At 62.5% G+C, this 21,444-nt stretch carries 22 protein-coding genes and 1 riboswitch; of the genes, 10 read left to right on the forward strand and 12 right to left on the reverse strand.

Features of this window, described 5'->3' with window-relative positions; all coding sequences use genetic code 11:
* Window positions 1-8: 8 nt before the first annotated feature.
* Complete coding sequence (locus AC1DX6_RS06655) at window positions 9-812, forward strand: creatininase family protein (RefSeq protein ID WP_477311956.1); 804 nt, start codon at window positions 9-11, stop codon at window positions 810-812.
* Between the two features lies 1 nt (window position 813).
* Here the strand turns inward: AC1DX6_RS06655 and AC1DX6_RS06660 are convergent, their stop codons facing one another.
* Together AC1DX6_RS06660 and cobD are read right to left on the reverse strand one after the other, a co-directional pair.
* Window positions 814-1,323, reverse strand: coding sequence for a tyrosine phosphatase family protein (locus tag AC1DX6_RS06660; RefSeq protein WP_477313617.1), 510 nt, complete (start codon window positions 1,321-1,323; stop codon window positions 814-816).
* Window positions 1,323-2,378, reverse strand: coding sequence for a threonine-phosphate decarboxylase CobD (gene cobD, locus AC1DX6_RS06665; RefSeq protein ID WP_477311957.1), 1,056 nt, complete (start codon window positions 2,376-2,378; stop codon window positions 1,323-1,325). Before cobD ends, AC1DX6_RS06660 begins: the two co-directional genes overlap by 1 nt.
* Between cobD and cbiB the strand changes: the two genes are divergently transcribed.
* A complete protein-coding gene (gene cbiB, locus AC1DX6_RS06670) occupies window positions 2,377-3,354 on the forward strand; it encodes an adenosylcobinamide-phosphate synthase CbiB (protein ID WP_477311958.1) in 978 nt (325 codons plus the stop codon). The two genes, cobD and cbiB, sit on opposite strands and share 2 nt — an antisense overlap.
* Before the next feature lie 12 nt (window positions 3,355-3,366).
* Here the strand turns inward: cbiB and cobO are convergent, their stop codons facing one another.
* The 5 genes from cobO to AC1DX6_RS06695 form a co-directional block, all read right to left on the reverse strand.
* Complete coding sequence (cobO, locus tag AC1DX6_RS06675; protein ID WP_477311959.1) at window positions 3,367-3,996, reverse strand: cob(I)yrinic acid a,c-diamide adenosyltransferase; 630 nt, start codon at window positions 3,994-3,996, stop codon at window positions 3,367-3,369.
* 1 nt (window position 3,997) lies between these two features.
* Window positions 3,998-4,495, reverse strand: a complete 498-nt coding sequence (cobU, locus tag AC1DX6_RS06680; RefSeq protein ID WP_477313619.1) for a bifunctional adenosylcobinamide kinase/adenosylcobinamide-phosphate guanylyltransferase — start codon at window positions 4,493-4,495, stop codon at window positions 3,998-4,000.
* 22 nt (window positions 4,496-4,517) lie between these two features.
* Complete coding sequence (locus tag AC1DX6_RS06685; protein WP_477311960.1) at window positions 4,518-5,318, reverse strand: CbtA family protein; 801 nt, start codon at window positions 5,316-5,318, stop codon at window positions 4,518-4,520.
* A 15-nt stretch (window positions 5,319-5,333) separates the two neighbouring features.
* A complete protein-coding gene (locus AC1DX6_RS06690; RefSeq protein ID WP_477231387.1) occupies window positions 5,334-5,513 on the reverse strand; it encodes a CbtB domain-containing protein in 180 nt (59 codons plus the stop codon).
* A 37-nt stretch (window positions 5,514-5,550) separates the two neighbouring features.
* Window positions 5,551-5,747: riboswitch (cobalamin riboswitch) on the reverse strand.
* A 68-nt stretch (window positions 5,748-5,815) separates the two neighbouring features.
* Complete coding sequence (locus AC1DX6_RS06695; protein ID WP_477311961.1) at window positions 5,816-6,493, reverse strand: gamma-glutamylcyclotransferase; 678 nt, start codon at window positions 6,491-6,493, stop codon at window positions 5,816-5,818.
* A gap of 151 nt (window positions 6,494-6,644) precedes the next feature.
* Between AC1DX6_RS06695 and AC1DX6_RS06700 the strand changes: the two genes are divergently transcribed.
* On the forward strand, window positions 6,645-7,826 hold the full coding sequence (locus tag AC1DX6_RS06700) for an aromatic ring-hydroxylating oxygenase subunit alpha (RefSeq protein WP_477311962.1): 1,182 nt from the start codon (window positions 6,645-6,647) through the stop codon (window positions 7,824-7,826).
* Between the two features lie 139 nt (window positions 7,827-7,965).
* On the opposite strand, the gene AC1DX6_RS06705 is transcribed toward AC1DX6_RS06700, so the two are convergent.
* Window positions 7,966-9,165, reverse strand: coding sequence for an MFS transporter (locus AC1DX6_RS06705; protein ID WP_477311963.1), 1,200 nt, complete (start codon window positions 9,163-9,165; stop codon window positions 7,966-7,968).
* 214 nt (window positions 9,166-9,379) lie between these two features.
* Here AC1DX6_RS06705 and AC1DX6_RS06710 point away from each other — a divergent pair, with 214 nt between their 5' ends.
* On the forward strand, window positions 9,380-10,378 hold the full coding sequence (locus tag AC1DX6_RS06710) for an acetyltransferase domain-containing protein (RefSeq protein WP_477311964.1): 999 nt from the start codon (window positions 9,380-9,382) through the stop codon (window positions 10,376-10,378).
* Window positions 10,375-10,851 (forward strand): methyltransferase family protein, encoded by a 477-nt coding sequence (locus tag AC1DX6_RS06715; RefSeq protein WP_477311965.1) that lies wholly within the window; start codon window positions 10,375-10,377, stop codon window positions 10,849-10,851. The genes AC1DX6_RS06710 and AC1DX6_RS06715 overlap by 4 nt, the downstream gene beginning before the upstream one ends.
* A gap of 42 nt (window positions 10,852-10,893) precedes the next feature.
* On the opposite strand, the gene AC1DX6_RS06720 is transcribed toward AC1DX6_RS06715, so the two are convergent.
* A complete protein-coding gene (locus AC1DX6_RS06720; RefSeq protein ID WP_477311966.1) occupies window positions 10,894-12,072 on the reverse strand; it encodes an ROK family protein in 1,179 nt (392 codons plus the stop codon).
* A 114-nt stretch (window positions 12,073-12,186) separates the two neighbouring features.
* Here AC1DX6_RS06720 and AC1DX6_RS06725 point away from each other — a divergent pair, with 114 nt between their 5' ends.
* The 5 genes from AC1DX6_RS06725 (at window position 12,187) to AC1DX6_RS06745 (ending at window position 18,748) form a co-directional block, all read left to right on the forward strand.
* The gene (locus AC1DX6_RS06725; RefSeq protein WP_477311967.1) at window positions 12,187-13,458 is read left to right on the forward strand and encodes an ABC transporter substrate-binding protein; all 1,272 of its coding nucleotides are present in this window, start codon (window positions 12,187-12,189) and stop codon (window positions 13,456-13,458) included.
* A 164-nt stretch (window positions 13,459-13,622) separates the two neighbouring features.
* The gene (locus AC1DX6_RS06730; protein WP_477311968.1) at window positions 13,623-14,507 is read left to right on the forward strand and encodes a carbohydrate ABC transporter permease; all 885 of its coding nucleotides are present in this window, start codon (window positions 13,623-13,625) and stop codon (window positions 14,505-14,507) included.
* On the forward strand, window positions 14,507-15,358 hold the full coding sequence (locus tag AC1DX6_RS06735; RefSeq protein WP_477311969.1) for a carbohydrate ABC transporter permease: 852 nt from the start codon (window positions 14,507-14,509) through the stop codon (window positions 15,356-15,358). Before AC1DX6_RS06730 ends, AC1DX6_RS06735 begins: the two co-directional genes overlap by 1 nt.
* 73 nt (window positions 15,359-15,431) lie before the next feature.
* The gene (locus AC1DX6_RS06740) at window positions 15,432-16,577 is read left to right on the forward strand and encodes an ABC transporter ATP-binding protein (protein WP_477311970.1); all 1,146 of its coding nucleotides are present in this window, start codon (window positions 15,432-15,434) and stop codon (window positions 16,575-16,577) included.
* A 26-nt stretch (window positions 16,578-16,603) separates the two neighbouring features.
* A complete protein-coding gene (locus AC1DX6_RS06745) occupies window positions 16,604-18,748 on the forward strand; it encodes a beta-galactosidase (protein WP_477311971.1) in 2,145 nt (714 codons plus the stop codon).
* 27 nt (window positions 18,749-18,775) lie between these two features.
* On the opposite strand, the gene AC1DX6_RS06750 is transcribed toward AC1DX6_RS06745, so the two are convergent.
* The 3 genes from AC1DX6_RS06750 to mgtE form a co-directional block, all read right to left on the reverse strand.
* Window positions 18,776-19,162 carry a MerR family transcriptional regulator gene (locus AC1DX6_RS06750; RefSeq protein ID WP_006335629.1) on the reverse strand — a complete coding sequence of 129 codons (387 nt, stop codon included), beginning with the start codon at window positions 19,160-19,162 and terminating at the stop codon, window positions 18,776-18,778.
* Between the two features lie 156 nt (window positions 19,163-19,318).
* On the reverse strand, window positions 19,319-19,756 hold the full coding sequence (locus AC1DX6_RS06755; RefSeq protein ID WP_477311972.1) for a hypothetical protein: 438 nt from the start codon (window positions 19,754-19,756) through the stop codon (window positions 19,319-19,321).
* Between the two features lie 75 nt (window positions 19,757-19,831).
* Window positions 19,832-21,250 carry a magnesium transporter gene (mgtE, locus tag AC1DX6_RS06760; RefSeq protein WP_477311973.1) on the reverse strand — a complete coding sequence of 473 codons (1,419 nt, stop codon included), beginning with the start codon at window positions 21,248-21,250 and terminating at the stop codon, window positions 19,832-19,834.
* Window positions 21,251-21,444: the final 194 nt, after the last annotated feature.

Below are 21,444 nucleotides of genomic sequence, written 5' to 3' on the forward strand. Positions count from 1 at the left end.
GGCATGACATGACCGTTGCAAAAAGACGCGTGTGGTGGGGCGACTACCGAACCACCGAATACGCCACGATCGACCCGGAGGCGACGATTGCCGTCCTGCCGGTGGCGGCGATCGAGCAGCACGGCCCGCATTTGCCTGTTTCAACCGACACCTCGATCATGAACGGCATGATCGAGACGGTGATCGCCCGCCTGCCCGGCGATCTCGATATCCGCATCCTGCCGGTCCAGGCGGTGGGCAAATCGAACGAGCACCTGCATGCGCCAGGCACCCTCACGCTGCCGGCGACGACCTTGGTCGACGCCTGGACCGAACTTGGCCTGTCCGTCGCGCGCGCCGGCGTGAGAAAACTGATCGTCGTCAATTCGCATGGCGGCAATGAGGAGATCATGGGCATCATCACCCGCGAATTGCGGGTGCGCGCCAAGATGCTGGCGGTGAAGACGAGCTGGCAGCGCTTTGGCCGCCCGGTCGGCATGTACACCGAGCTTGAGGACCGCCACGGCATTCATGGCGGCGATGTCGAGACCTCGCTGATGCTGCATTTCCGGCCGGACCTCGTCGACATGGCAAAGGCCGACAATTTCGTTTCCAATGTCGCCCGCGCCGAAAAGGAATTTTCGCTGCTGCGCCACACCGGAACGCATGCCTTCGCCTGGATCGCCAGCGACCTCAACCCGAACGGCGTTGTCGGCGACGCCAGCATTGCCACCGCCGAAAAAGGCCGGCTGACATCAGAGCATCAAGCTGACGGTTTCATCAGCCTCTTGCGCGATGTGCGCAAGGCAAAGCTCTCCGACTGGCTGGCGTAAACTAGCCGTCGATCTTCAGCGCGAAGGGTGTGCCTTCAAAGGCGTCAGCGCCGCGCCCGATCGCCTCGATCGCTTCGATCATGCGGCCGTTGCGCTCGAGCAGCGCATCGGCGACCGCTATCAATCGCGGATTGGGTGTCGCCGACGGCGACAGTGCGCGCAGCGTCTGCGCCAGCTCGACCTCGTCGCGCATCGGCGCCAACGCCGCGGCGATGATGTAGGCCGAGGCAGTCGACCGGCTGATGCCGGCATAGCAATGCACGACCATCGGCTTCACGCGATCCCATTGGCGGGCGAAGCCGAGCAAATTGCGCACGTGCTCTTCGCCCGGCATGGTCATGCCTTCCTGCGCCACGGCAATGTCATGCATGACCAGATGCAGGTGATTTTCCTTGGCGATAGCGGCCGGGCGCACCACCTCAGTTCCCGCCGCCAGCAGGGAAAGCAGCCGCTCGGCGCCGGTTCTGGCTACGGTTTCATCGACTTTTGCCAGCGAACAGACATGGATCATCATCGCGCGATCTCCTTGGCGCCAGCGTCGCGCTTGTGCGCCCAATCGGCAAGTGCCGATTCGAGCCGCTGCCATTCCTCCTGACTTCCGGGCAGGCCGGCGCGCAGCACATACGGCCGGTCGGCAAAATGGCGAAGCAGGATGCCGCGCGCGCCAAGCGCCGAAAACAGGCCCGCGGCGTCCACCAGCCTGAGATAGCGGAACAGCGTAGTGCCGCCGACGACCGGAACGCCGAAACGGCCGAACAAGGCATCCAGCCGCTGTGCCTCCGTCTCCAGCGTCGCGCGCATCGCGGCCTGCCAACCGCTATCGGCCAACGCCCGGATACCATATTCGAGCGCCGGGCCGGCAACCGCCCACGGCCCGAATTGCGCGTCCAGCCGTTCGGCCGTTCGTACATCAGTCAATGCAAAGCCAAGCCGCAGGCCGGCCAGGCCGAAGAACTTGCCGAAGGAGCGCAATACGACGATCCCGCCCTGGTCGACATCTCCCGCCAAGCTTTCGGCGCGCGGACCGACATCCATGAAGGCCTCGTCGACGACCAGAAGCCCGCCCCTGGCGCGCAATCTTGCCGCAAGCTGCAGCAGCCTTTCGCGATCTATGACGCGCCCGTCCGGATTGTTGGGGTTGACGACGATGACGAGGTCGGCACCTGCCAGCACCTCGAAATCTTCGACCTCCACGACCGAATGGCCGGCGATCGCGGCTGCCCGCGCATGTTCGGCATAGGTCGGTCCGAGCACCAGCGCCTTGCCGGCGCTGACCAGCGACGCGACGCGCGGCAACAGGATCTGCGTGCCCGGGGCCAGCACGATATTGGCTGCGGACGGCGCGCCATAGGCACTCGCCGCTATCCTGGCCAGTTCATGGGCGCGCGCGGCTTCCGGCAATCGCGACAGAGCGGTGGCGGGCAGCTCGAAAAGCGGGTAGGAGTGCGGATTGATACCTGTCGAGAGGTCGACAAAAGGCTGTGGCGCGTGAGGGAAGAGCGCGCTCGCCCGGCCAAGGCTCCCGCCGTGATCCACGGCAGCAATCGCTCCTTCAAGAAGCTTCATGTCGATCCTGATCGCCTTCCTGTCATTGGCTATTGAACGTGTCCTGGGCTACCCGGACTGGCTGTTCCGCGCCATCGGCCATCCCGTCACCTGGTTCGGCAGGCTGATATCCTTTCTCGACCGCAGGCTCAACCGCGCCACTGATTCCGACGCACTGCGTCGCCGGCGGGGCGTCCTGGCGTTGCTGGTCATCGTGCTGGTGCCGGCGGCAATCGCCTTTGTGCTGCAAATCGCACTCTGGCAGATATTTCCCACGGGCATGGTCATCACCGCCATTCTGGCAACGTCGCTGCTGTCGCAGAAGAGCCTGACCGAGCATGTCGAGGCGGTGGCCGATGCACTCGACACCGGCGGTCTGGCCTTGGGTCGTATCGCGGTTGCGCGCATTGTCGGCCGCGATCCGGAAAGGCTCGACAAACCCGGCGTCGCCCGTGCCGCAATCGAAAGCCTGGCTGAGAATTTTTCCGACGGCATCGTCGCACCCGCCTTCTGGACTGGTGTTTGCGGCCTGGCGGGCGGCGTCGCCTACAAGGCCGCCAACACTGCCGATTCGATGATCGGCCATCGCACGCCGCGCCACGAGGCCTTCGGCCGGGCGGCTGCCCGGTTTGACGATTTCATCAACCTGCCGGCCTCCAGGCTGACCGCGCTGTTGATCGTGCTCGCCGCATTTCTGGTCAGCGGCGCCGATCCCCGCAACGCCTGGACAGCCATGCGGCGCGACGCGAAAAAACATCGCTCGCCCAATGCCGGCTGGCCGGAGGCGGCGATGGCCGGTGCGCTCGGCCTGGCACTGGCCGGGCCGCGCAGCTATGGCGGTGTCGTCGTTGAAGATGCCTTCATGGGCGAAGGCGGACGGCGCGAGGCGGATAGCGTGGATATCAGACGGGCGCTGAGGCTTTATCAAATCGCCGACTATCTGCTGATTGGGTTGTTCGGATTGCTCTCGGCGATCCTTATCGCGGTGACGTTCTGAGCGGCGTCACCCTCAGAACTCTATCCCCTGCTGCGCTTTCACACCCGCCGCGAAATGATGCTTGGTCACGCCCATCTCGGTGACCAGGTCGGCGGCCTCGACCAGCGCCGGCTTGGCGTTGCGGCCGGTGACGACGACATGCAGGCCTTCGCGCCGCGCCTTCAGTGCCGCGACCACCGTGTCGAGATCGAGATAGTCGTAGCGCAGCGCGATGTTCAACTCGTCGAGCACCAGCAGGCTGATGGAAGCGTCGCCCATCAGCTCGAGCACCTTGGCCCAGGCAGCCTCGGCGGCAGCGATGTCGCGCTTCAGGTCCTGCGTCTCCCAGGTAAACCCCTCGCCCATCGCGTGCCAGACGACGCGGTCGCCGAAGGTGGCAAAGGCGTCCTTTTCGCCGGTGTGCCATTTGCCCTTGATGAACTGGACGACACCGACGCGCTTGCCGTAGCCGAGCATGCGCAGCGCCAGCCCGAAGGCGGCAGTGGTCTTGCCCTTGCCGGGACCGGTGTTGACGATCAAAAGCCCCTTCTCGACCGTCTTGGCGGCAACCTCGGCATCCTGCACCGCCTTGCGCTTGACCATCTTGGCGCGGTGGCGCTCTTCGTCCTTGGCATCGATCCCATCGTGCTTGATATCTGGCATCTCATTTCACCTTGAGCGGCAGTCCCGCCACCATCAGCAGCACCGTATCGGCGACCGAAGCGACCTGCTGGTTGAGGCGGCCGGCCGCATCGCGAAACCGGCGCGCGAGCGCGTTGTCGGGCACGATGCCCTGGCCGACTTCGTTGGAAACAACAAACCACGGTCCGCGCGGTCGCGACAGCACCTCCGCCAGCCCTCGGCATTCTGCGTCAAGGTCATGCTCGGCCAGCATATGGTTGGTCAGCCACAGCGTCAGGCAGTCGATCAAGATCGGCTGATTGTCGGGCAGCGCCCCGATCGCGCCGGCAAGATCGAGTGGCGCGTCGACCGTCGTCCAGCCCTCGCCGCGCCGAGAGCGATGCAAAGCGATGCGCTGGCGCATTTCTTCGTCATAGGCTTCTGCGGTGGCAATATAGGTCCACGGCGCAGCGCCTGCCGTCACCAGTCTTTCGGCGTGCGCGCTCTTGCCGGAGCGCGCACCGCCGATGATGAAGGTCAGTTCCGCACGGAGGGCAGCAGGATCAGGCAAAGCTGTCGCGCAGGCTAGTTGCCGTTCCCGTGAAGCGTCCGCGCACCACGCCAACGGCAGCACCAAGCACCAGCCAGAACACCAGATTGGTCACCGTAACCGCCACCACGAACTGATGGTGCAGGCCTTCCGGGATTGCTGTCACGAAGCTGTCCGGCTGCGGCGCACCGACAATATGTGGCGCCACGATCAAAGCCACGGCAAGGATCGCCAACGGCAGCGATTTGCGGAAGGCGAGAAGGCCCAGGCCAGCCGCTGTCGCCGCCACCGTCGCCCACCACCAGATCTGGCGCTGCATGAGGTCGGCTGCCGGCATTGCCGGCAGTTCCGGCGGCAGGCCTAGGCCCGGTGCCAGCGTGAACGCGGCAAAGCCGGCCAGGCCCCAGAACAAGCCCTGGCGCCAGCTACCGATACCGCCAGCGAACTCGGAAACCGCGACCAGAATCAGCGCGAAGCCGATGCCGGTGACGATATTGGCGACGACACTGAAAGCGAAGCGCTCGAAGCCATCGGCCGGTGCCCAGCCTTCGTCTTCCATCGGAGCCGCCGCCTCAGCAGGCGCTGGTGCGGCTGAGCTCATGGTGTTTTCCGCCGGTGCGGCGCTGCTCATAGCATTGGTGGTGCTGGCGGCCGGTGCCGCAGCATGATCGTGCTGGTGGCCGCCAGCCTTCTCAAAAACTTCGGCCTGGTAAATCAGGGGGTCGGTAGCAAAGGCCTGCATGCAGGCGAGAACGACGCCAGCCACGAGCCCGGCGATCGCCGCGATGAACACGACGTTGCGAAACAGGTTCATGATGTCAATTCCTCGTCAGTGGCAGGGAAACGCCATCGAGTGGCGATAATCGTGCGCGGCGTTGTGGACCACATCGATATGCGAGAAGCCGACAACACCGACAACGAACAGGCCGAGAAATGCAGTAAGCACCAGCTGCATGAAGCGCGACTGCGAGGAAACGGAAGCGCCGAGAGAGACGGAAGCGGTATTCATGTCTTGTCCTTTCGCCCTCCACCCGAGGGCATAGAAGTCAGTGTCCCTGTCGCCGGCAGGTCTCCTGGCTCGCGGATCAGCGCCCTTCCCCACCTTCCCGAAGAAAAATCTTCAGTGGCATATGGAGAGGACTACCGCACACAGTTGCGGGGGCAGCCACGGCATTGGGCAACAACTCAGCCCGCACCGCATTCCCTCTTGGCTCCAAACGGAACCGACGACAGCTGGCGACTATAGGCAAAATCGCAGCGCCCGGCAAACCAAATTCCGCCGGTTACCAGCGCGAATGCGCCACCCTGGCGTTAAGCTGCGGACGCGGCGATCCGCTCGGCAACGAGGCGCTGCAGCCGCCATAGATGGCGATCGTGAATGCCGCGTTCTTCCAGGTTTTTCACCGTGTTGTAGAGATAGTCGGCGCCTGAGCCCCAGTGTCCACAGGACGTCGCCAGCCGTTCGACGACCCTTTCTTCGGCGAGCGGTCCGGAATAGGTGAGGCCATTGCGGTTGATGACGAACGCCAGCGCCTTTATCGGGCCGTTGTCGCTTCCCAGGTTGAGCAGGCGGGGATGGTAGCTTGTCGGCTTTAGTGTCACTTCGCGCCGCAAGAGCTTGTCGAGCTGCTGGCGGCGATCACCGTCGTTAAGCCGAAAGGCGACGCCCTTGCACTGTCCGCCACGGTCCAGCGCCATCATCAGGCCGGGGCTATCCTTGGTGCCGCGCCAGCGCGTCATGTTCATGCAAAAAGACCGGTGCCAACCGCGCACCAGGGCCACCCGCTCCTCGATATGATCGATTTCGGGTTTCCAGATCAGCGAGCCGTAGCCGAACAGCCACAGCGGTTCCGAGTCAGGGAGTTCCGCCTGCAATGCGTCCACCAACGCGTCATAGTCGCCATCATCCAGGTGCCCTGCATCCGGATCCGGACCTGTATCCTCGATCGCGCGCCAGCAGCGCGCGACCAGTTCCGGCGTGAGCGACATCTGTCGTGCAGCCAATTCTCAATCCTCTTGTTCAAGGACATGATTAGGCATCGCGTTGGAAACCGGCAATGCCGTGGCGCGCCAAATGCCGTCGCCAGAATTGACAAACGATTTGCCGGGGTGTCGGCTGGCGCATCACAGGAAGCCAGCCATGCAACCCGACCCCGGCGAGCGCGATCCCTATAACGGCCTGACCCGGGCCGAATCGACGCTGCCGTCGTCGGCCTATTGGGATGCAAACGCCTATCAACGCGATCTCGAGGCCATCTGGTACAAAAACTGGCTGCTGGTCTGCCGCGAGACCGACCTTGCCCAGCCGCTGGCGTTCCGCACGTTCCGCGTCGGAACGCAGGAGATCGTCGTGCTGCGCGACGACACCGGCGTGTTGCGCGCTTTCCACAACACCTGCCGGCATCGCGGCTCGCAGCTTTGCCAGGAAAGCGAAGGCCGGCTGAAGGCGCGGCTGATCACCTGCCCCTATCACGCCTGGTCCTATTCGCTGCGCGGCGATCTCGTGCGCGTACCCTCGAATTCGCTGCCCGAAGGTTTCGACAAAGCCGATCATCCGCTCTACCGCGTGGCGCTCTCGGTGTGGCGCGGTTTTGTCTTCGTCAATTTGCAGGAGGACGCCGACGGTTCGGCGCAAACATCCTTTGATCCTGCATCCGGCAATCTCGCCAACTGGCCGCTGGAAACGCTGGTCAGCGGCCACGTGCTGAAGAAGGTGATGAACTGCAACTGGAAGATCTTTTGGGAGAACTTCAACGAGTGCCTGCATTGCCCCGGCGTCCACAAGGACCTGTCACGGCTGGTGCCGATCTATGGCCGCGGCCTGATGGGGCGGCACGACGATCCGGATTGGGTTCGCCATGCCGACAATGACGCGCCGGAATTCTCCGGCGGCCTGCGCGCCGGCGCCGAGACATGGTCGCGCGACGGGCAGGCGCATGGCCCGGTGTTTGCCGGGCTGACGCCGGCCGAGCGCGCCGCCGGCCAGACCTACGCCACGTCACTGCCGTCGATGTTCATCGTCGGCCATGTCGACTATGTCAGGACGGTGCGGCTGGTGCCGCTTGGCCCCGAACAGACCGAACTCACCGCCGAATGGCTTTTTTCGCCCGAAGCGCTGGCGGCACCCCAGGCCGACATAGACAACATCGTCGCCTTCGGCAGGCAGGTGCTGGAGGAAGACGCCGCGATCTGCGAGGTCAACCAGAAAGGCCTGCGCTCGCTGCGCCACCAGACCGGCGTGTTGATGCCCGAGGAATACGACCTGCACCGCTTCCACAACTGGGTGCGTGAGCGGCACGCGGCGGTTGAAACAACCGCCTAGTCAGCCTTCATAATTCGCTCCGGCGAGGCATATGGAGCGGTTTTCGAGAACCGGCGCGCAGCGGACTTTTGGGTCCGTGAGCACCGGAAGCGGAGAAAATCGCGACAGATGTCCGCCGGAGTAGAATTATCAAGGCCGACTAAAGCGATTTCGGCAGATACCGCCACGTGACAAAACCGCAGACCGCCGCCAGCAGGCCGAGCGTCGCGAACACCGAACCCAGGCCGAAGAACGCCAGCACCACCGAATAGACCAGCGGCGGCGTCAGCTCGGAAAAATCGAGATAGGTGCGATAGACCGCCGCCATCTGCGCCCTCTCATAGGAGCGCACCGAGCGCATGAAGGCGGTCGAGCCCAGTGCATCGAGCGCGATGGTGAAAAACGCGCCGCAGAGTAAAAACCCGCCGGTGAGCAGCGGCACCGTTTCGCCGACCGCACCGGCCGCCAACAGCATCGCCGACATGGCGAAATAGGCGAACGTCATGGTGCGCCGGCCACCGAAGCGTTTTCCCGCCTTGCCCCAGAAGATCGCCATGAACAAAAGCGCATTGCCTGCCGAAACCAGCAGGCCGCCGGCCAGCTTGCCCTCGCCGGTGATGACCATGAACAGTGGCCCGTAGACGAAGAACGTCGTCCAGAAGCAGGAACGGCCGAAGGCGATCAGCCAGGCCAGTCTGAGCCGCGGCTGGGCGACGAAGCGGCCGATATTGGCAAGCGGATTGGCCGGTCGCGTCTTGCCCGGGCGGATCGACGGGTTGTCGCCCAGCCGGTAGGTCCAGAACAGCGCCAGCAGGATCATGGCAAAACCGGCAACCGCGCCATGCGCGGCATAGATGCCGAAGCGTGTGTAGAGAAAGATGCCGAGCGTCGGCCCACCGGTCCAGGCAAACATCGACCACGCCATGCGCAGCGATTCCGCCTGCATGAAGTCGGTCTTGCGGATGTGGTCCATGATGTAGAGGTTGAGTGTGATCGACAGCGCGCTGGCGCCCATGACGCGGCACAGCATGCCCGCCAATTGCCCGGCCAACGTGTGGGTGACGAAGAACAGCGAGCCGACGGCCAGCAGGCAGGCGCCGGCGGTGTAGACCCAACGCCGGGCAAAGCGGCGGATCAGCATCGGCATGAACAGCGTCACCGACAGGCCGAGCATCGCCACGACGGTGTAGAGGATCGAGACGATCTGCTCATTGTGCAGGATCTCATAGGCCTGGATCGGGATGACGCTCGATACCGTGGCGCGGGCGAAAGACTCGGCCGCATAGAGCGAGGCAAAGGTGCGCGCATCCGCCGGCCGCAAGGCCGGAAGCCAGATCGGATGGCGCACATGGGTGGACATTGCTTTCCCCGAAGCAGATTCGCGAGGCCAATCTGGCGTGGCCATCCCCGTGTCGGTAACAGGAAACCGACCCGTTCACGGCAAAAAGCGAAGCCGGCCAAAGGCTTTCCGGTGCTGGCCTAAAGCAGGCTCTGATGCGGTGTTGCGGCCTGCCTTCTTTTGTCCGGGGCAACCGTGCTAGTCGTCTTGAGGGCTGAATCAGAATTACGAGACCATGAGCACAGATACGCCGACCGCCGCCGTCCCGGATCAACCGAAGCGCATCGTCGCCATCGACATCGTGCGCGGCATCGCGCTCATCGCCATGGCGAGCTACCACTTCACCTGGGATCTGGAGAACTTCCACTACACCGATCCCGGCCTGACCGCCTTCGGCTGGTGGAAGATCTACGCGCGCTGCATCGCCTCGACCTTCCTGTTCCTGGTCGGCGTCAGCCTGTTTCTCGCCCATGGCCGGCAAATCCGCTGGAACGGCTTCTGGAAACGCTTTGCCATGGTCGCCGTTGCGGCGATCGCCATATCGGCGGTTACATACTTCGTCACGCCGGACAGCTTCATCTTCTTCGGCATCTTGCACGAGATCGCGCTGGCCAGCCTGCTTGGCCTTTTGTTCCTGCGCCTGCCGTCATTGCTGACCTTGCTCGTGGCGGCGATCGTGATCGCCGCACCGGTCTATCTCAGATTCGAAATGTTCGACCACCCTGCTCTGTGGTGGGTCGGCCTGTCGGCGATCAACCCGCGCTCCAACGACTATGTGCCCGTCTTGCCATGGTTCGGCGCCGTACTTATCGGCATCGCCGCAACAAAGCTCGCTTCCACGTCAGGCGTGCTGGCGCGGCTGGCGACGCTCACGCCCGGACGATGGGCCAACCCGCTGATCTTCATCGGCCGTCACAGCCTGGCTTTCTATCTGATCCATCAGCCGCTGCTGTTTGGCTGTGTCTGGCTGTTCTCGCAGATCATGCCGGCGCCGGTGGAAACCAGGGAAGTGATCTTCCTGAAACAGTGCCAGGTATCCTGCGAGCAGCAGCGCGACACGGAGTTCTGCGCCAGCTATTGTGTGTGCATGCTGGATACGCTGCAAGGCGAGGCAACATTCGATCGGCTCTACAATGGCGACCAGACCCCGGAGTTCAAGGCGCATCTTAGCGATCTCGCCGGCACCTGCACCGCCAAGACCGAGAGCTCGATGATAGAGGGAGGGCAGCAATGACCGACAGTCAGCCGAAACCCGGGCGCATACCATGGCCGCCGCTGATCTATGTCGCGGCCATCGCCATCAGCATCGCGCTCGGCCTGCTCTACCCGCTGCCATGGATCGGCGACATTGCGGGCGATCTGCTTTTTGCCGCCGGCTGGGTGGCGCTGTTCGGCGTCGCCGCACTCTGGTTCACCGCCATCCGCAGCATGATGCGAGCCAAGACGACGTTCAACCCGAACGCCGTGCCGGACCATCTGGTGACGTCAGGCCCTTTCGGCATCACGCGCAACCCGATGTATCTCGCCAACACGCTGCTGTTGATCGGCGTCGCCTTCGTCTCGGGCATCGCATGGTTTCTGCCACTGGCCCTGATCGCGGCCTTCGCAACGCAAAAGCTCGCGATCGAGGGCGAGGAAAAGGTGCTGGCGGCCAAATTCGGCAAGAAGTACCGCGACTACGCCAAAAGAGTGCGGCGCTGGATTTGAACAGCCCAGGCCACCGCTGCCAGACTTGAACAGGTTTCTCGCCTAAACAACGACCCTGATTTCGCCTGGCCGGCTTTCGAAGTCGAAAAGCCTCTGGGTAGCAAGGGCAGCGGCGCCACGCGCCCAGGAATCGTCGGCCCAGTCCGGCGTGATCGGCGGCGGCGCCCACATGGCGTAACGCCCCAGCGCGTTGCGCATCGGCTCGAAGAGATAGTCGCCGAAGCTGACGGCTTCGCCGCCACCGACGATGACCTCCGGATCGATGATGTTGCAGAAGCCGCCCAGGAACCTGCCGATGCCCTCGCCCGCTTCGCGCAACAAATTCACCGCCGTCTCGTCGCCGGCCTTGGCCGCTTCGAGCATATCGTAGCGGTCAACGTCGCGGGACAGGCCTTTCGCCTCACGCCACCGCTTCACCAATGCCGGCTCGGAGAAAAACGTCTGAAGGCATCCGTGGCGGCCGCACTCGCATAGTGGGCCATTCGCATCGTAGATGGAGTGGCCCATCTTGCCCGCGGCCCCATTCGCGCCGTGATGCACGGCGCCGTCGACCACCACGGCGCAACTGATGCCGGCGCCGATCGCCAGCGCGCCGACAGTGCGGTGATGTCGGCCGAGGCCGAACAATTGCTGCGCCAGCGCGAATGCGTTGGTGTCGTCGTCGGCCCAGACAGGCACATTCACGAGGTCGGCGAGCATGGCCGCAATCGGCACGTCGGTCCAGCCGAACCGGTGACTGAGCCGGCAGACGCCATTGTCGATGACGCCGGGCACCGCGATGCCGATGCCGCTGAGTTGCGCGCCGATTGGCGCACCGCGATCCGTAAGCAATTGCTTGACGGCAGCGGCACAGGCATCGACCACGCCTTGCGGTGACTGATCTGGTACTGCGACCTGCTTGGAGACAAGAGGCGTCGTGGCGAGGTCAGTCAGCACGCAATCGATCGCACCGACCATCAGCTTGAACCCGACAACGAGGCGACCCGCATAGTTGATGTTGATCGGGATGGGCCGCCGCCCCGGCGCTCCGACGCTGGCTTCTCCCTCGACCAGGATGTTCTCGGTCAACAGGTCGGAAACGACGAACGTCACCGCCGCCGGGCTCAATCCGGTGATGGCGGCGATCTCGGCGCGGCTGATCGCCCCTTCCCTTCGCAGCAGGTTGAGGATCAGTCGACGATTGATCGAACGCGAAGTCTGCTGGTCACCTTTGAGTTTCATTCCCGCCTCATTGTTAATTTTGTAAATTAAGTATTGACCTGCCTCGCCTGCATACGCTACGACTGGCCTCGGTTCAATTGGAATCCGGCTGTTCTCAGGGAGGAGATAAAAGCCATGGCCATCACCGCTACGACTCTGTTCACGACAAGGCGCCGCTTCCTGAAGGGCACCGGCGCCGCTCTCGCCGCATCTGCCACCGGGGGCCTTTGCTTGCCGGCCCTGGCGCAGTCGCAGGAAATCACCATCATCTCCAACATTGGCAATGCGGCTCAGCGCGATGTGCTGCTGCGGCTGGCAGGCGAATACGAGAAGGCGTCTGGCGCCAAGGTTACCATCAACAACATGGACCATGAGGCGCACAAGACTGCAATCCGCAGCTATCTCGTCGTTGGTGCCCCCGACATTTGCTTCTGGTTCTCGGGAAACCGCATGAAGGCCTTCGTCAAGAAAGGCCTGTTCGACGACATCTCCGACCTGTTCGCCCACGAGAACTACAAAGACGTGCTTGGCGCCACGACGAATGCGGTCACCGTCGATGGCAAGCAGTACGGTCTGCCCATGGGCGGCCTGCTTTGGGGCCTGTTCTACCGCAAGGACGTCTTTGCCGAACACAATTGGACGCCACCGAAGACCTGGAACGAATTTCTCGCCCTTGGCGAGGCGGCGAAATCCGCAAGCATGATCCCGATGAGCATGGGCACGAAAGAACTGTGGCCGGCGGGCGGCTGGCTCGACCACATGAACCTGCGCATCAATGGCCTCGACAAGCACATCGCCCTGATGGACGGCACGGTCCAGTACACCGATCCGATGCTGACGCCGGTCTTCGACAAATGGAACGACCTGCTCAAGGCCGGTTTCTTCTCGCCCAACCACAGTTCCTTCGGTTGGGAACAGGCAGGTGCTGCGCTGGCGCAGAAGAAAGCCGCCATGATGGATCTCGGTGGTTTCGTCAGGTCCGCCTTCCCAGAGGCGGACATCCCGCAACTCGCCTACGCGCCATTTCCCGAAATCGTCCCCGGCGTCGCCAGGTATGAGGATTTTTCGGTCAACTCCGTGCATGTCCCTGCCAATGCCAAGAACAAGCAAGGCGCGCGCGAATTCCTCGCCTATTTCTACAAGGCGGAAAATCTGGCGGCTTTCCTCGCCGCCGAGGGCGCCATCCCGCCGCGCAACGACTGCCCACCCAGCAAGGATCCGCTGGTAAACGCCGCCGTCGAGGAACTGAAGAAAGTGGTCGGCACGTCACAATACTACGATCGCGATACCGATCCTGATATGGCGCAGGAAGGCATGACGGGGCTTCAGGAGTTCATGGTCAAGCCTGAACGGCGCGACCAGATTCTCGCGCGGCTGGAAAAGACCCGCAAGAGAATTTTCGGCTAGTCCTCCCGGGGCATGGCGGGAGCAGTCCAGTGCATGTCGCCCAAAAGTGCGCGGCGGTTTTGGGACAACGACATGCACAAAGCAAAGACTTAAGCGCGTCGGCTGAAGCCGCTTAAACGCGACGCGCTTTAGGGCTGTTCCCGCCCCTTTTTTGGATGAATCCAATGCAACACTTTTGGCGCCGAAATCGTCATTGGTTGACGCCGGCTTTGTTCCTCCTGCCAGGCCTCGCCTTGTTCAGTGCGGTGATCCTCGCCGCCTCACTGGAGACGATCTGGATCTCCCTGCATGAATGGGACGGCATCGGCCCGAAGAACTGGGTTGGTGTCGCCAACTATGTCGAGCTGGCAGACGACCCGCAATTTTACGTCTCGCTGAAGAACAACGTCATCTGGCTGGTGATCTTCATGCTGGCGCCACCGATCGGCCTGGCGCTGGCGTTGATCGTCAACCAGCAGATTGGCGGCATGCGCATCTTGAAGTCGCTGTTCTTTGTCCCGCTGGTACTGGCTACGGTGACCGTGGGCGTCGTTTTCGGCTGGGTCTATGATCCCACCTATGGACTGCTGCAGTTGATCTTCGGTCTGTTCGGCGGCACCGCGCCGGCGCTCTTGTCCGACGAAAACTTCGCCACCTTCGCGGTTGCCGCCGCGGGCCTCTGGCCGCAGATCGCCTTCTGCATGGTGCTGTTCCTGGCCGGGCTGAACAATCTCAACGATGACCTGATCGGCGCCGGACGCGTCGACGGCGCACGCGGCTGGCCCATGCTGCGCCATGTGGTGCTGCCGCAACTGTCGCAGGTCGGCTTCATCGCCATCGCGGTGACGGTCATCGGCGCCCTGCGCTCCTTCGACATGGTCGCCGTCATGACCAGTGGCGGCCCTTACGGTTCCTCGACGGTGCTCGCCTACCAGATGTACGAGGAATCGATCTTTTCCTATCGCTTCGGCTACGGCGCGGCGATCGCCACCGTTCTCTTCGTGATCATGACCGCCTTCATCGCCTGGTACCTTCACGGCCTCATCAAGGCCGAACGGAGTAACGCCTGATGTATCCGCGCCCCATTCCCGAAGACGCCAAAATCCAGCGTGCGCTTTACGTCGGTGGCGTAACCCTCGTCGTCGCGCTTTGGCTGGTGCCGCTGCTTGCCGTCATGCTGACGTCGATCCGCTCCAACGAGGAGCTGATGGCGGGCAATTACTGGGGCTGGCCGCAGAAATTCAGCCTGGTCGAGAACTACACCGCGGTGTTCGAGCAGACCGCAATGCTGCGCTTCTTTCTCAACAGCCTGCTGATCACCATTCCCGCAGTGATCGGCGTCCTGATCCTGTCGACATTGACCGGCTTCGTTCTGTCCCGCTATCCGTTCCGCGGGTCAAATCTCATTTTCGCGCTGTTCGTCGGCGGCAATTTCCTGCCGGCCCAGGTCATGATGATCCCTGTGCGCGACCTGATGGTGAGGCTCGGTCTCTATGACACCATCTACGCGTTGATCATATTCCACGTCGCCTTCCAGACCGGCTTTGCGACGCTGTTCATGCGCAACTTCATCGCCGCCTTGCCGGGCGAATTGTTCCAGGCGGCACGCGCCGAGGGTGCGTCGCCATACCAGGTGCTGCGCCATGTGGTGGTTCCCCTGGTACGGCCGGCGCTGGCCGCGCTCGCCATCCTCACCTTCACCTTCGTCTGGAACGACTATTTCTGGGCGATTGTTCTGACCCAGAGCGACGCGGTCAAACCCGTCACGGCCGGGCTGAACAATCTGCGCGGCGAATGGACATCCGCCTGGAACATCGTGTCGGCGGCAACGATCTTCGTCGCCCTGCCGCCGGTCGTGATGTTCTTCCTGATGCAAAAACACTTCATCAGCGGCCTGACCATGGGGGCGGTGAAGGGGTGATGTTTGGAAACGGCCGGAAATCCACATCGGGTGGCATGGGACGCAACCCGCAAACACGGAAAGGCGCCTGGCAATGAGCAGCGTGGAATTGCGCAAGGTCGACAAGCACTATGTCGGCTATCACGCTCTGAAGACCATCGACCTGAAGATCGAAAAGGGCGAATTCGTCGTCATGGTCGGACCGTCCGGTTGCGGAAAGTCGACCTTGCTGAAGACAATCGCCGGACTTGAGACCATCAACACTGGCCAGATTGTCATCAACGGCCGCGATGTCACCAAGGAAGAACCCGGCGATCGCGGCATCGCGATGGTGTTCCAGTCCTATGCGCTCTACCCGCACATGACGGTGGCCGAGAACATGGGTTTCGGCCTCAGGATGGCCAAGCGGCCGAAGCCGGAGATCGACGCCGCCGTCAATCGCGCGGCCCAGATCCTTCGTCTGGAAGAACAGCTCGACAAGCGCCCGAAGCAACTGTCTGGCGGACAACGCCAGCGCGTTGCAATCGGCCGTGCGATCACGCGTTCGCCGGAGGTCTTCTTGTTCGACGAACCTTTGTCGAACCTTGACGCGGCACTGCGCACCCAGATGCGCGTCGAACTGTCGACGCTGCACAGCCAGCTCGGTTCCACCATGATCTACGTCACCCATGACCAGGTCGAGGCCATGACCATGGCCGACAGGATCGTGGTGCTGAACAAAGGACAGATTGAGCAGGTCGGCTCGCCTCTCGAACTCTATGCCAACCCAGCGAACATCTTTGTCGCCGGCTTTCTCGGTGCCCCGCGCATGAACTTCGTGGAAGCCCGGGTGGCCGACATTCGCGGGAGCAGCGTCAAGGTGACGTTGGAGGGCGCCTCGACAATCTCCTTCGAAAGCGCTGACACGACAGGTCTCTCCGTCGGCGCCGGAACAACCGTTGGCGTTCGACCCGAGCATCTGCGGATCGTCGAGCACTCGGCGGGGGAAGCGGCCATATTTGGCGGCGAGGTGCGGCTGGCCGAACATCTGGGTCGAGAAACCGTTCTCTATCTCGACGCCTCTCCGCTTGAGACGGTCAACTCGGACAGCGGCACCGGGAATTTTACAGTCCAGCTCAACAAGGTCTCCCCGGTGAGCATCGGAGCTCCATTGAAGATCGGCTTCGCGATCGGCGACGCATATCTGTTCGGTCCCGATGGCCGCACGCTCACGCCGCGCAAACCTCTACCGACAGCCTGACCCCTGAATTTGAAAGCCTATCGACTATGCATCGCAAGAAACCGGCCCCGCTTTCCGTTTGGCGACCACTCAATCTCGACCGCTTCTTGCTGGGAGCGCCGCACTACCCAGAACATGTCGACGAAAGCTCGTGGCAACGCGACGCCGAGCGCATGGCTGCAGCCGGCGTCAACACGGTCCGCATGGGCGAATTCGCCTGGCATATTTTCGAGCCCCGCGAGGGCAAGTTCGACTTCGGGCTGTTTGACCGGGCAATCGAGGTTTTAAGCGCCGCAGGCATCGACACGATCATGTGCACGCCAACCGCGACGCCGCCGCGCTGGCTGACCGTCAACTATCCCGAGGTGTTGCGGGTCGACGTCAACGGCCACCCGACAAGCCACGGATCGCGTCAGCACGCCGACACCACCAGCCCGGTATTCCGCGCCCACAGCCGCCGCATCACGCGCGCCATGGCCGAGCACTACAAGAACAATCCTCGCGTCATCGGCTGGCAGACCGACAATGAGCTCAACACCACTGTCTCGGAATCCTATTCGGGCGCCACACGGCTGGAGTTCCAGAAATTCCTGCAGCAGAAATATGATGCGATCGGCGCCCTGAACTTCGCCTGGGGCGGCCATTTCTGGGCGACGGCCTATGACGATTTCTCCCAGATCGAGCTGCCGCGGCCGCTGATGCCGTCCTATCCGAGCCCCGGCCATGTGCAGGACTACCACCGCTTCCTGGCTGCGGCGACGGCTGCCTTCCAGCACGATCAGGTCGAGATCCTGCGTGCCACCAATCCGGACTGGTTCGTCTTCCACAATCTCGGCCAGCTCGTCGACATCGATTTCCGCGGCCAGTTCGGACAAGACCTCGATTTCATCGGCTTCGACATCTACCCGATGCTATACGATGAAATGCGGCGCACCGGCGGACATGCGGCCACACAGGCGCTGCATCTGGACGTCTGCCGCTCCTATACCGGCAACTACATCGTGCCGGAGCAGGCCTCTGGCTTCGGCAGTCAGCCGGGCTTTTCAACCATGACCCCAGAGCCGGGCGAGATGCGCCGTATGGCGATGACGTCGGTGGCGCGCGGCGCCGACGGCATCATGTTCTTCCGCTGGCGCCCGGCGCATTTCGGTGCCGAGATCTACTGGATGGGCGTCATCGATCACGACGATGTGCCGCGCCGCCGCTATGACGAGGCAAGCCGCTTCTTCCACGAGATCGCTAGCATAAAGGACCAGATCCTGGGGACGGTCGTTCGGATGGACATCGGCATCGCCGGCGCCGACTTCGACAACCAGGAGGCGCACAAGACCTATCCGATGGGATTGCCGAGCCCGCTCGAAGACGCCACGCTTATGCACCGGTACTGCTACCAGAACGGCATAGCCTGCGGCTTCATCCACCCCGAAGACGACTTGTCCCGACTAAAAGCACTCTATGTTCCGCATTGGGTGATGTGGAAGCAGGAATGGAATGCTGCGGTCGAGACCTTCGTCCGCAATGGCGGCACGCTGATCCTGTCGGCGTTGACCGGCACAAGGGACGACAACAACCACATCGTTCGAGAACAGGCACCCGGGCACGATCTTTCGGTGCTCAGCGGCGTCAGGGTCGCCGAATTCGGCCGCCTCGTCCCGACGGGCGGCATGGGACTGTTTCCCTTGTTCCGCCAGGCCGCGATGGGCGCTCATGTGCCGCCAACGCCTCTGCCGGCCTCATCGGCGGAGCGCAAGTATCACTTCACCTTCGGCAACAGGCAGTTCGAGGCCGCGCATCTCTACGAACTTCTCGAGATCGAGCCGGACACCGAGGTGCTCGGCGCGTGGTCAGGTCGTTTTTGCGCCGGACAGCCGGCGATCACCTCCCGGCAACTCGGCAAAGGCCGCGTCGTCTATGTCGGCACCTATCTTACTTCAGAGCTTGCCGAAGCCATTGCCGATGTCGTTCTTGCCCAGGCCGGTGTCGCGCCCTTGCTGCCTGAATTGCCCGCCGGAGTGGAGGTGTCGATCCGCGAGGCTGAAGACCGCCAGCTGATGTTCATCCAAAACACCACGGAGATTCCGGTCGCCGTGCCGGGCGTCCCCTCTGGTACCGACCTGCTGACCGGTCACCCGACTGCAGGGTCCCTGCAGCTCGAAGCCTATGGTTGCGCGGTGATTCACCTCAGCCCTTGAGAAGACCGTGGAAAGGGGCGACGGCGTTCAGGTGTTGACGCCGAGCTCCACCAATCGCTCTACGCAGGATTCCTCGGCCTGGTCGAGTTCGGCCAAAGTCTCTTCGAGGTCGCGTCGCTTCTGCCTGAGATCCTCGCGCTTTTCCTCGATGCGCTTGATCATCAGCTTGAGTTGACCGACCTCGCCGGGCGGCTCCTTGTACATCTGGATGATTTCGCGGATTTCGTTGATCGAAAAGCCGAGCCGCTTTCCGCGCATGATCTGGCGAATGAGATGCCGGTCGGACGGGCGAAACAGCCTTGTGCGGCCGCGCCGCACCGGCTGCACCAGCCCTTCATCCTCGTAAAAGCGCAGCGTCCGCGTCGACACCTCGAATTCGCGCGTCAGTTCGGTGATCGAGTAATATTCCCGCATTGTCACTCCAGATGCCGGAATCCCGGGCGATCGCCAAGCGGCGTCGCCCTTTCGTCCCGAACCAACCCATGCCATGCCGGAATCGACACGGCGCCCCGCGCGAGCCTCGCACGGCACTTACGTAAAAGTCAATTGAAGCGCATCAGCGGTAGTGGGTCAGCCTGAAATCTGGCTATTCGCGTTAATGTCCAAAGCGACCAGTTCGACTGACTTACAAACAGCTACGAGATCGCAGCCGTAGGAAGCGGTCAAATTGAGCCAAACTCCTTCGCCACACTCAATCTTGCTCCGTTGATCCTCAACGAAAATCTCGTGCTTCTGGTGGTATTCATCCGCTACTTCGGGATGGGGTACGGGCCATAGCAACCTAAGATCGCCGATGTCGGGGCTTGTGCCGGTCGTGAGCTTTAGGGAAGAAATGATATTGCCTTGCCGAAACTCGTTCGCAAGCAGTGCCTTGATGCCTGACAGGTGAAGCCGATATCTAGTGCCGTCGTAATGTTGAAGGCCGACTACAGCGCTTTCCTCAGCAAGTTCGATGCCTGTTAGATAGCCGTCATGAAAGCTGGGAAACTGCGAGAGCCTATTCTGCAACACATTTTCTCCTAGATCGCGGCCCGCTTCTTGTAAGGCCCGCGCATAGTGACCCACTACCGTATCAGCCTGTCCCTAGGGCACTGCGAACCACCATGTCGCCAGCCCCAGAAAGGCAAAGAAGCCGACGACGTCAGTGACCGTGGTGACGAACACCGCCGAGGCCACCGCCGGATCGACCTTGAACCGGTCGAGCAGCAGCGGGATCAGGATACCGGCAAGGGCGGCCACGAACATGTTGATGATCATCGCCGCCGCAATGATGCCGCCGAGATTTGGGTCCCAGAACCACGCCGCCGCGGCGATGCCGATCAGGATCGCGAAGATGATGCCGTTGATGAAGCCCACCCCCATCTCGCGGCGGATGATGCGACCGGCATTGTAGATGTCGAGGTCCTTGGTCGCCAGCGCCCGCACGGTAACGGTCATGGTCTGCGAACCGGCATTGCCGCCCATGCCGGCCACGATCGGCATCAGCACAGCAAGTGCCACGATATGCTCGATCGTATGGTCGAACAGGCTAATCACCGACGCCGCCAGGAAAGCCGTCAGAAGATTGATGAGCAGCCAGGGAACACGCGACCGCGAGGTCGAGACAATGCTGTCCGACAGCTCTTCGTCGCCGACGCCGCCCATGCGCAAAAGGTCCTCTTCGGCCTCCTGCTGGATGACGTCGACCATGTCATCGATGGTCAGCACGCCGACCAGCCGTTCGTTCTCGTCGACGACGGCGGCGGAGAGAAGATCGTATTGCTCGAAATCGCGCGCCGCCTCTTCCTGGTCCATGGTGGCCGGAATGGCGTGCCTTGTCTCATGCATGACCTCTTCGACCTTCACCGACCGCTTGGTGCGTAGGATCTGGTCGAGATCGATGGCGCCAAGCAGCTTGAAGCTCGGATCGATGACAAAGATCTGGCTGAAGCGGTCGGGAAGGTTCTTGTCCTCGCGCATGTAGTCGATGGTCTGGCCGATGGTCCAGAACGGCGGCACGGCGACGAACTCCGTCTGCATGCGGCGGCCAGCAGTCTCTTCGGGATAGTCCAGCGAGCGACGCAGCCTGATCCGTTCGGTGAACGGCAGTTGCGACAGGATCTCGTCCTGGTCTTCCTTTTCGAGATCTTCGAGAATGTAGACCGCGTCGTCGGAATCGAGTTCCTGCACCGCCTGGGCGATCTGCGCATTGGGCAGATTGTCGACGATCTCCATGCGGATCGCCTCGTCGACCTCGGTCAGCGAGGAGAAGTCGAAGTCGGCGCCCAGGAGGTCGACCAGCACGCGGCGCTGTTCGGGGTGGAGCGCTTCGAGCAGGTCGCCCAGTTCCGACTGGTGCAGGTCGTCGACTTCGCGCTTCAGCGTCAGCGTGTCGCGATCGGCGATCGCAGCACCGATCTGGGCCAGGAATGACGACAGAATGACGCCGTCCTCGCCATAGATATCGGCGTGGCTGTCTTCAGCGGCTCTGGCGCCGGTCGTCTGTTCGCCCTGGCGTTCCACCAGCGCCTCCCGCCATCGGAATTCCGGAAAAGGTGCCTGTCAGGTCTAGCGCGCAACGCACGGGAATATCAAACGAAATGCGCCCTGCCCTGCTTGCGGCACCGGGGCGATTTTATCAAAGAACGACGCTGCCCAGGCTTCAGACGGCGCGACAGCGCATGTCGCTGGGGAAAGAGCACGCATTCGCGGTTAGG

This window comes from Mesorhizobium sp. P2_C4 (assembly GCF_056404575.1).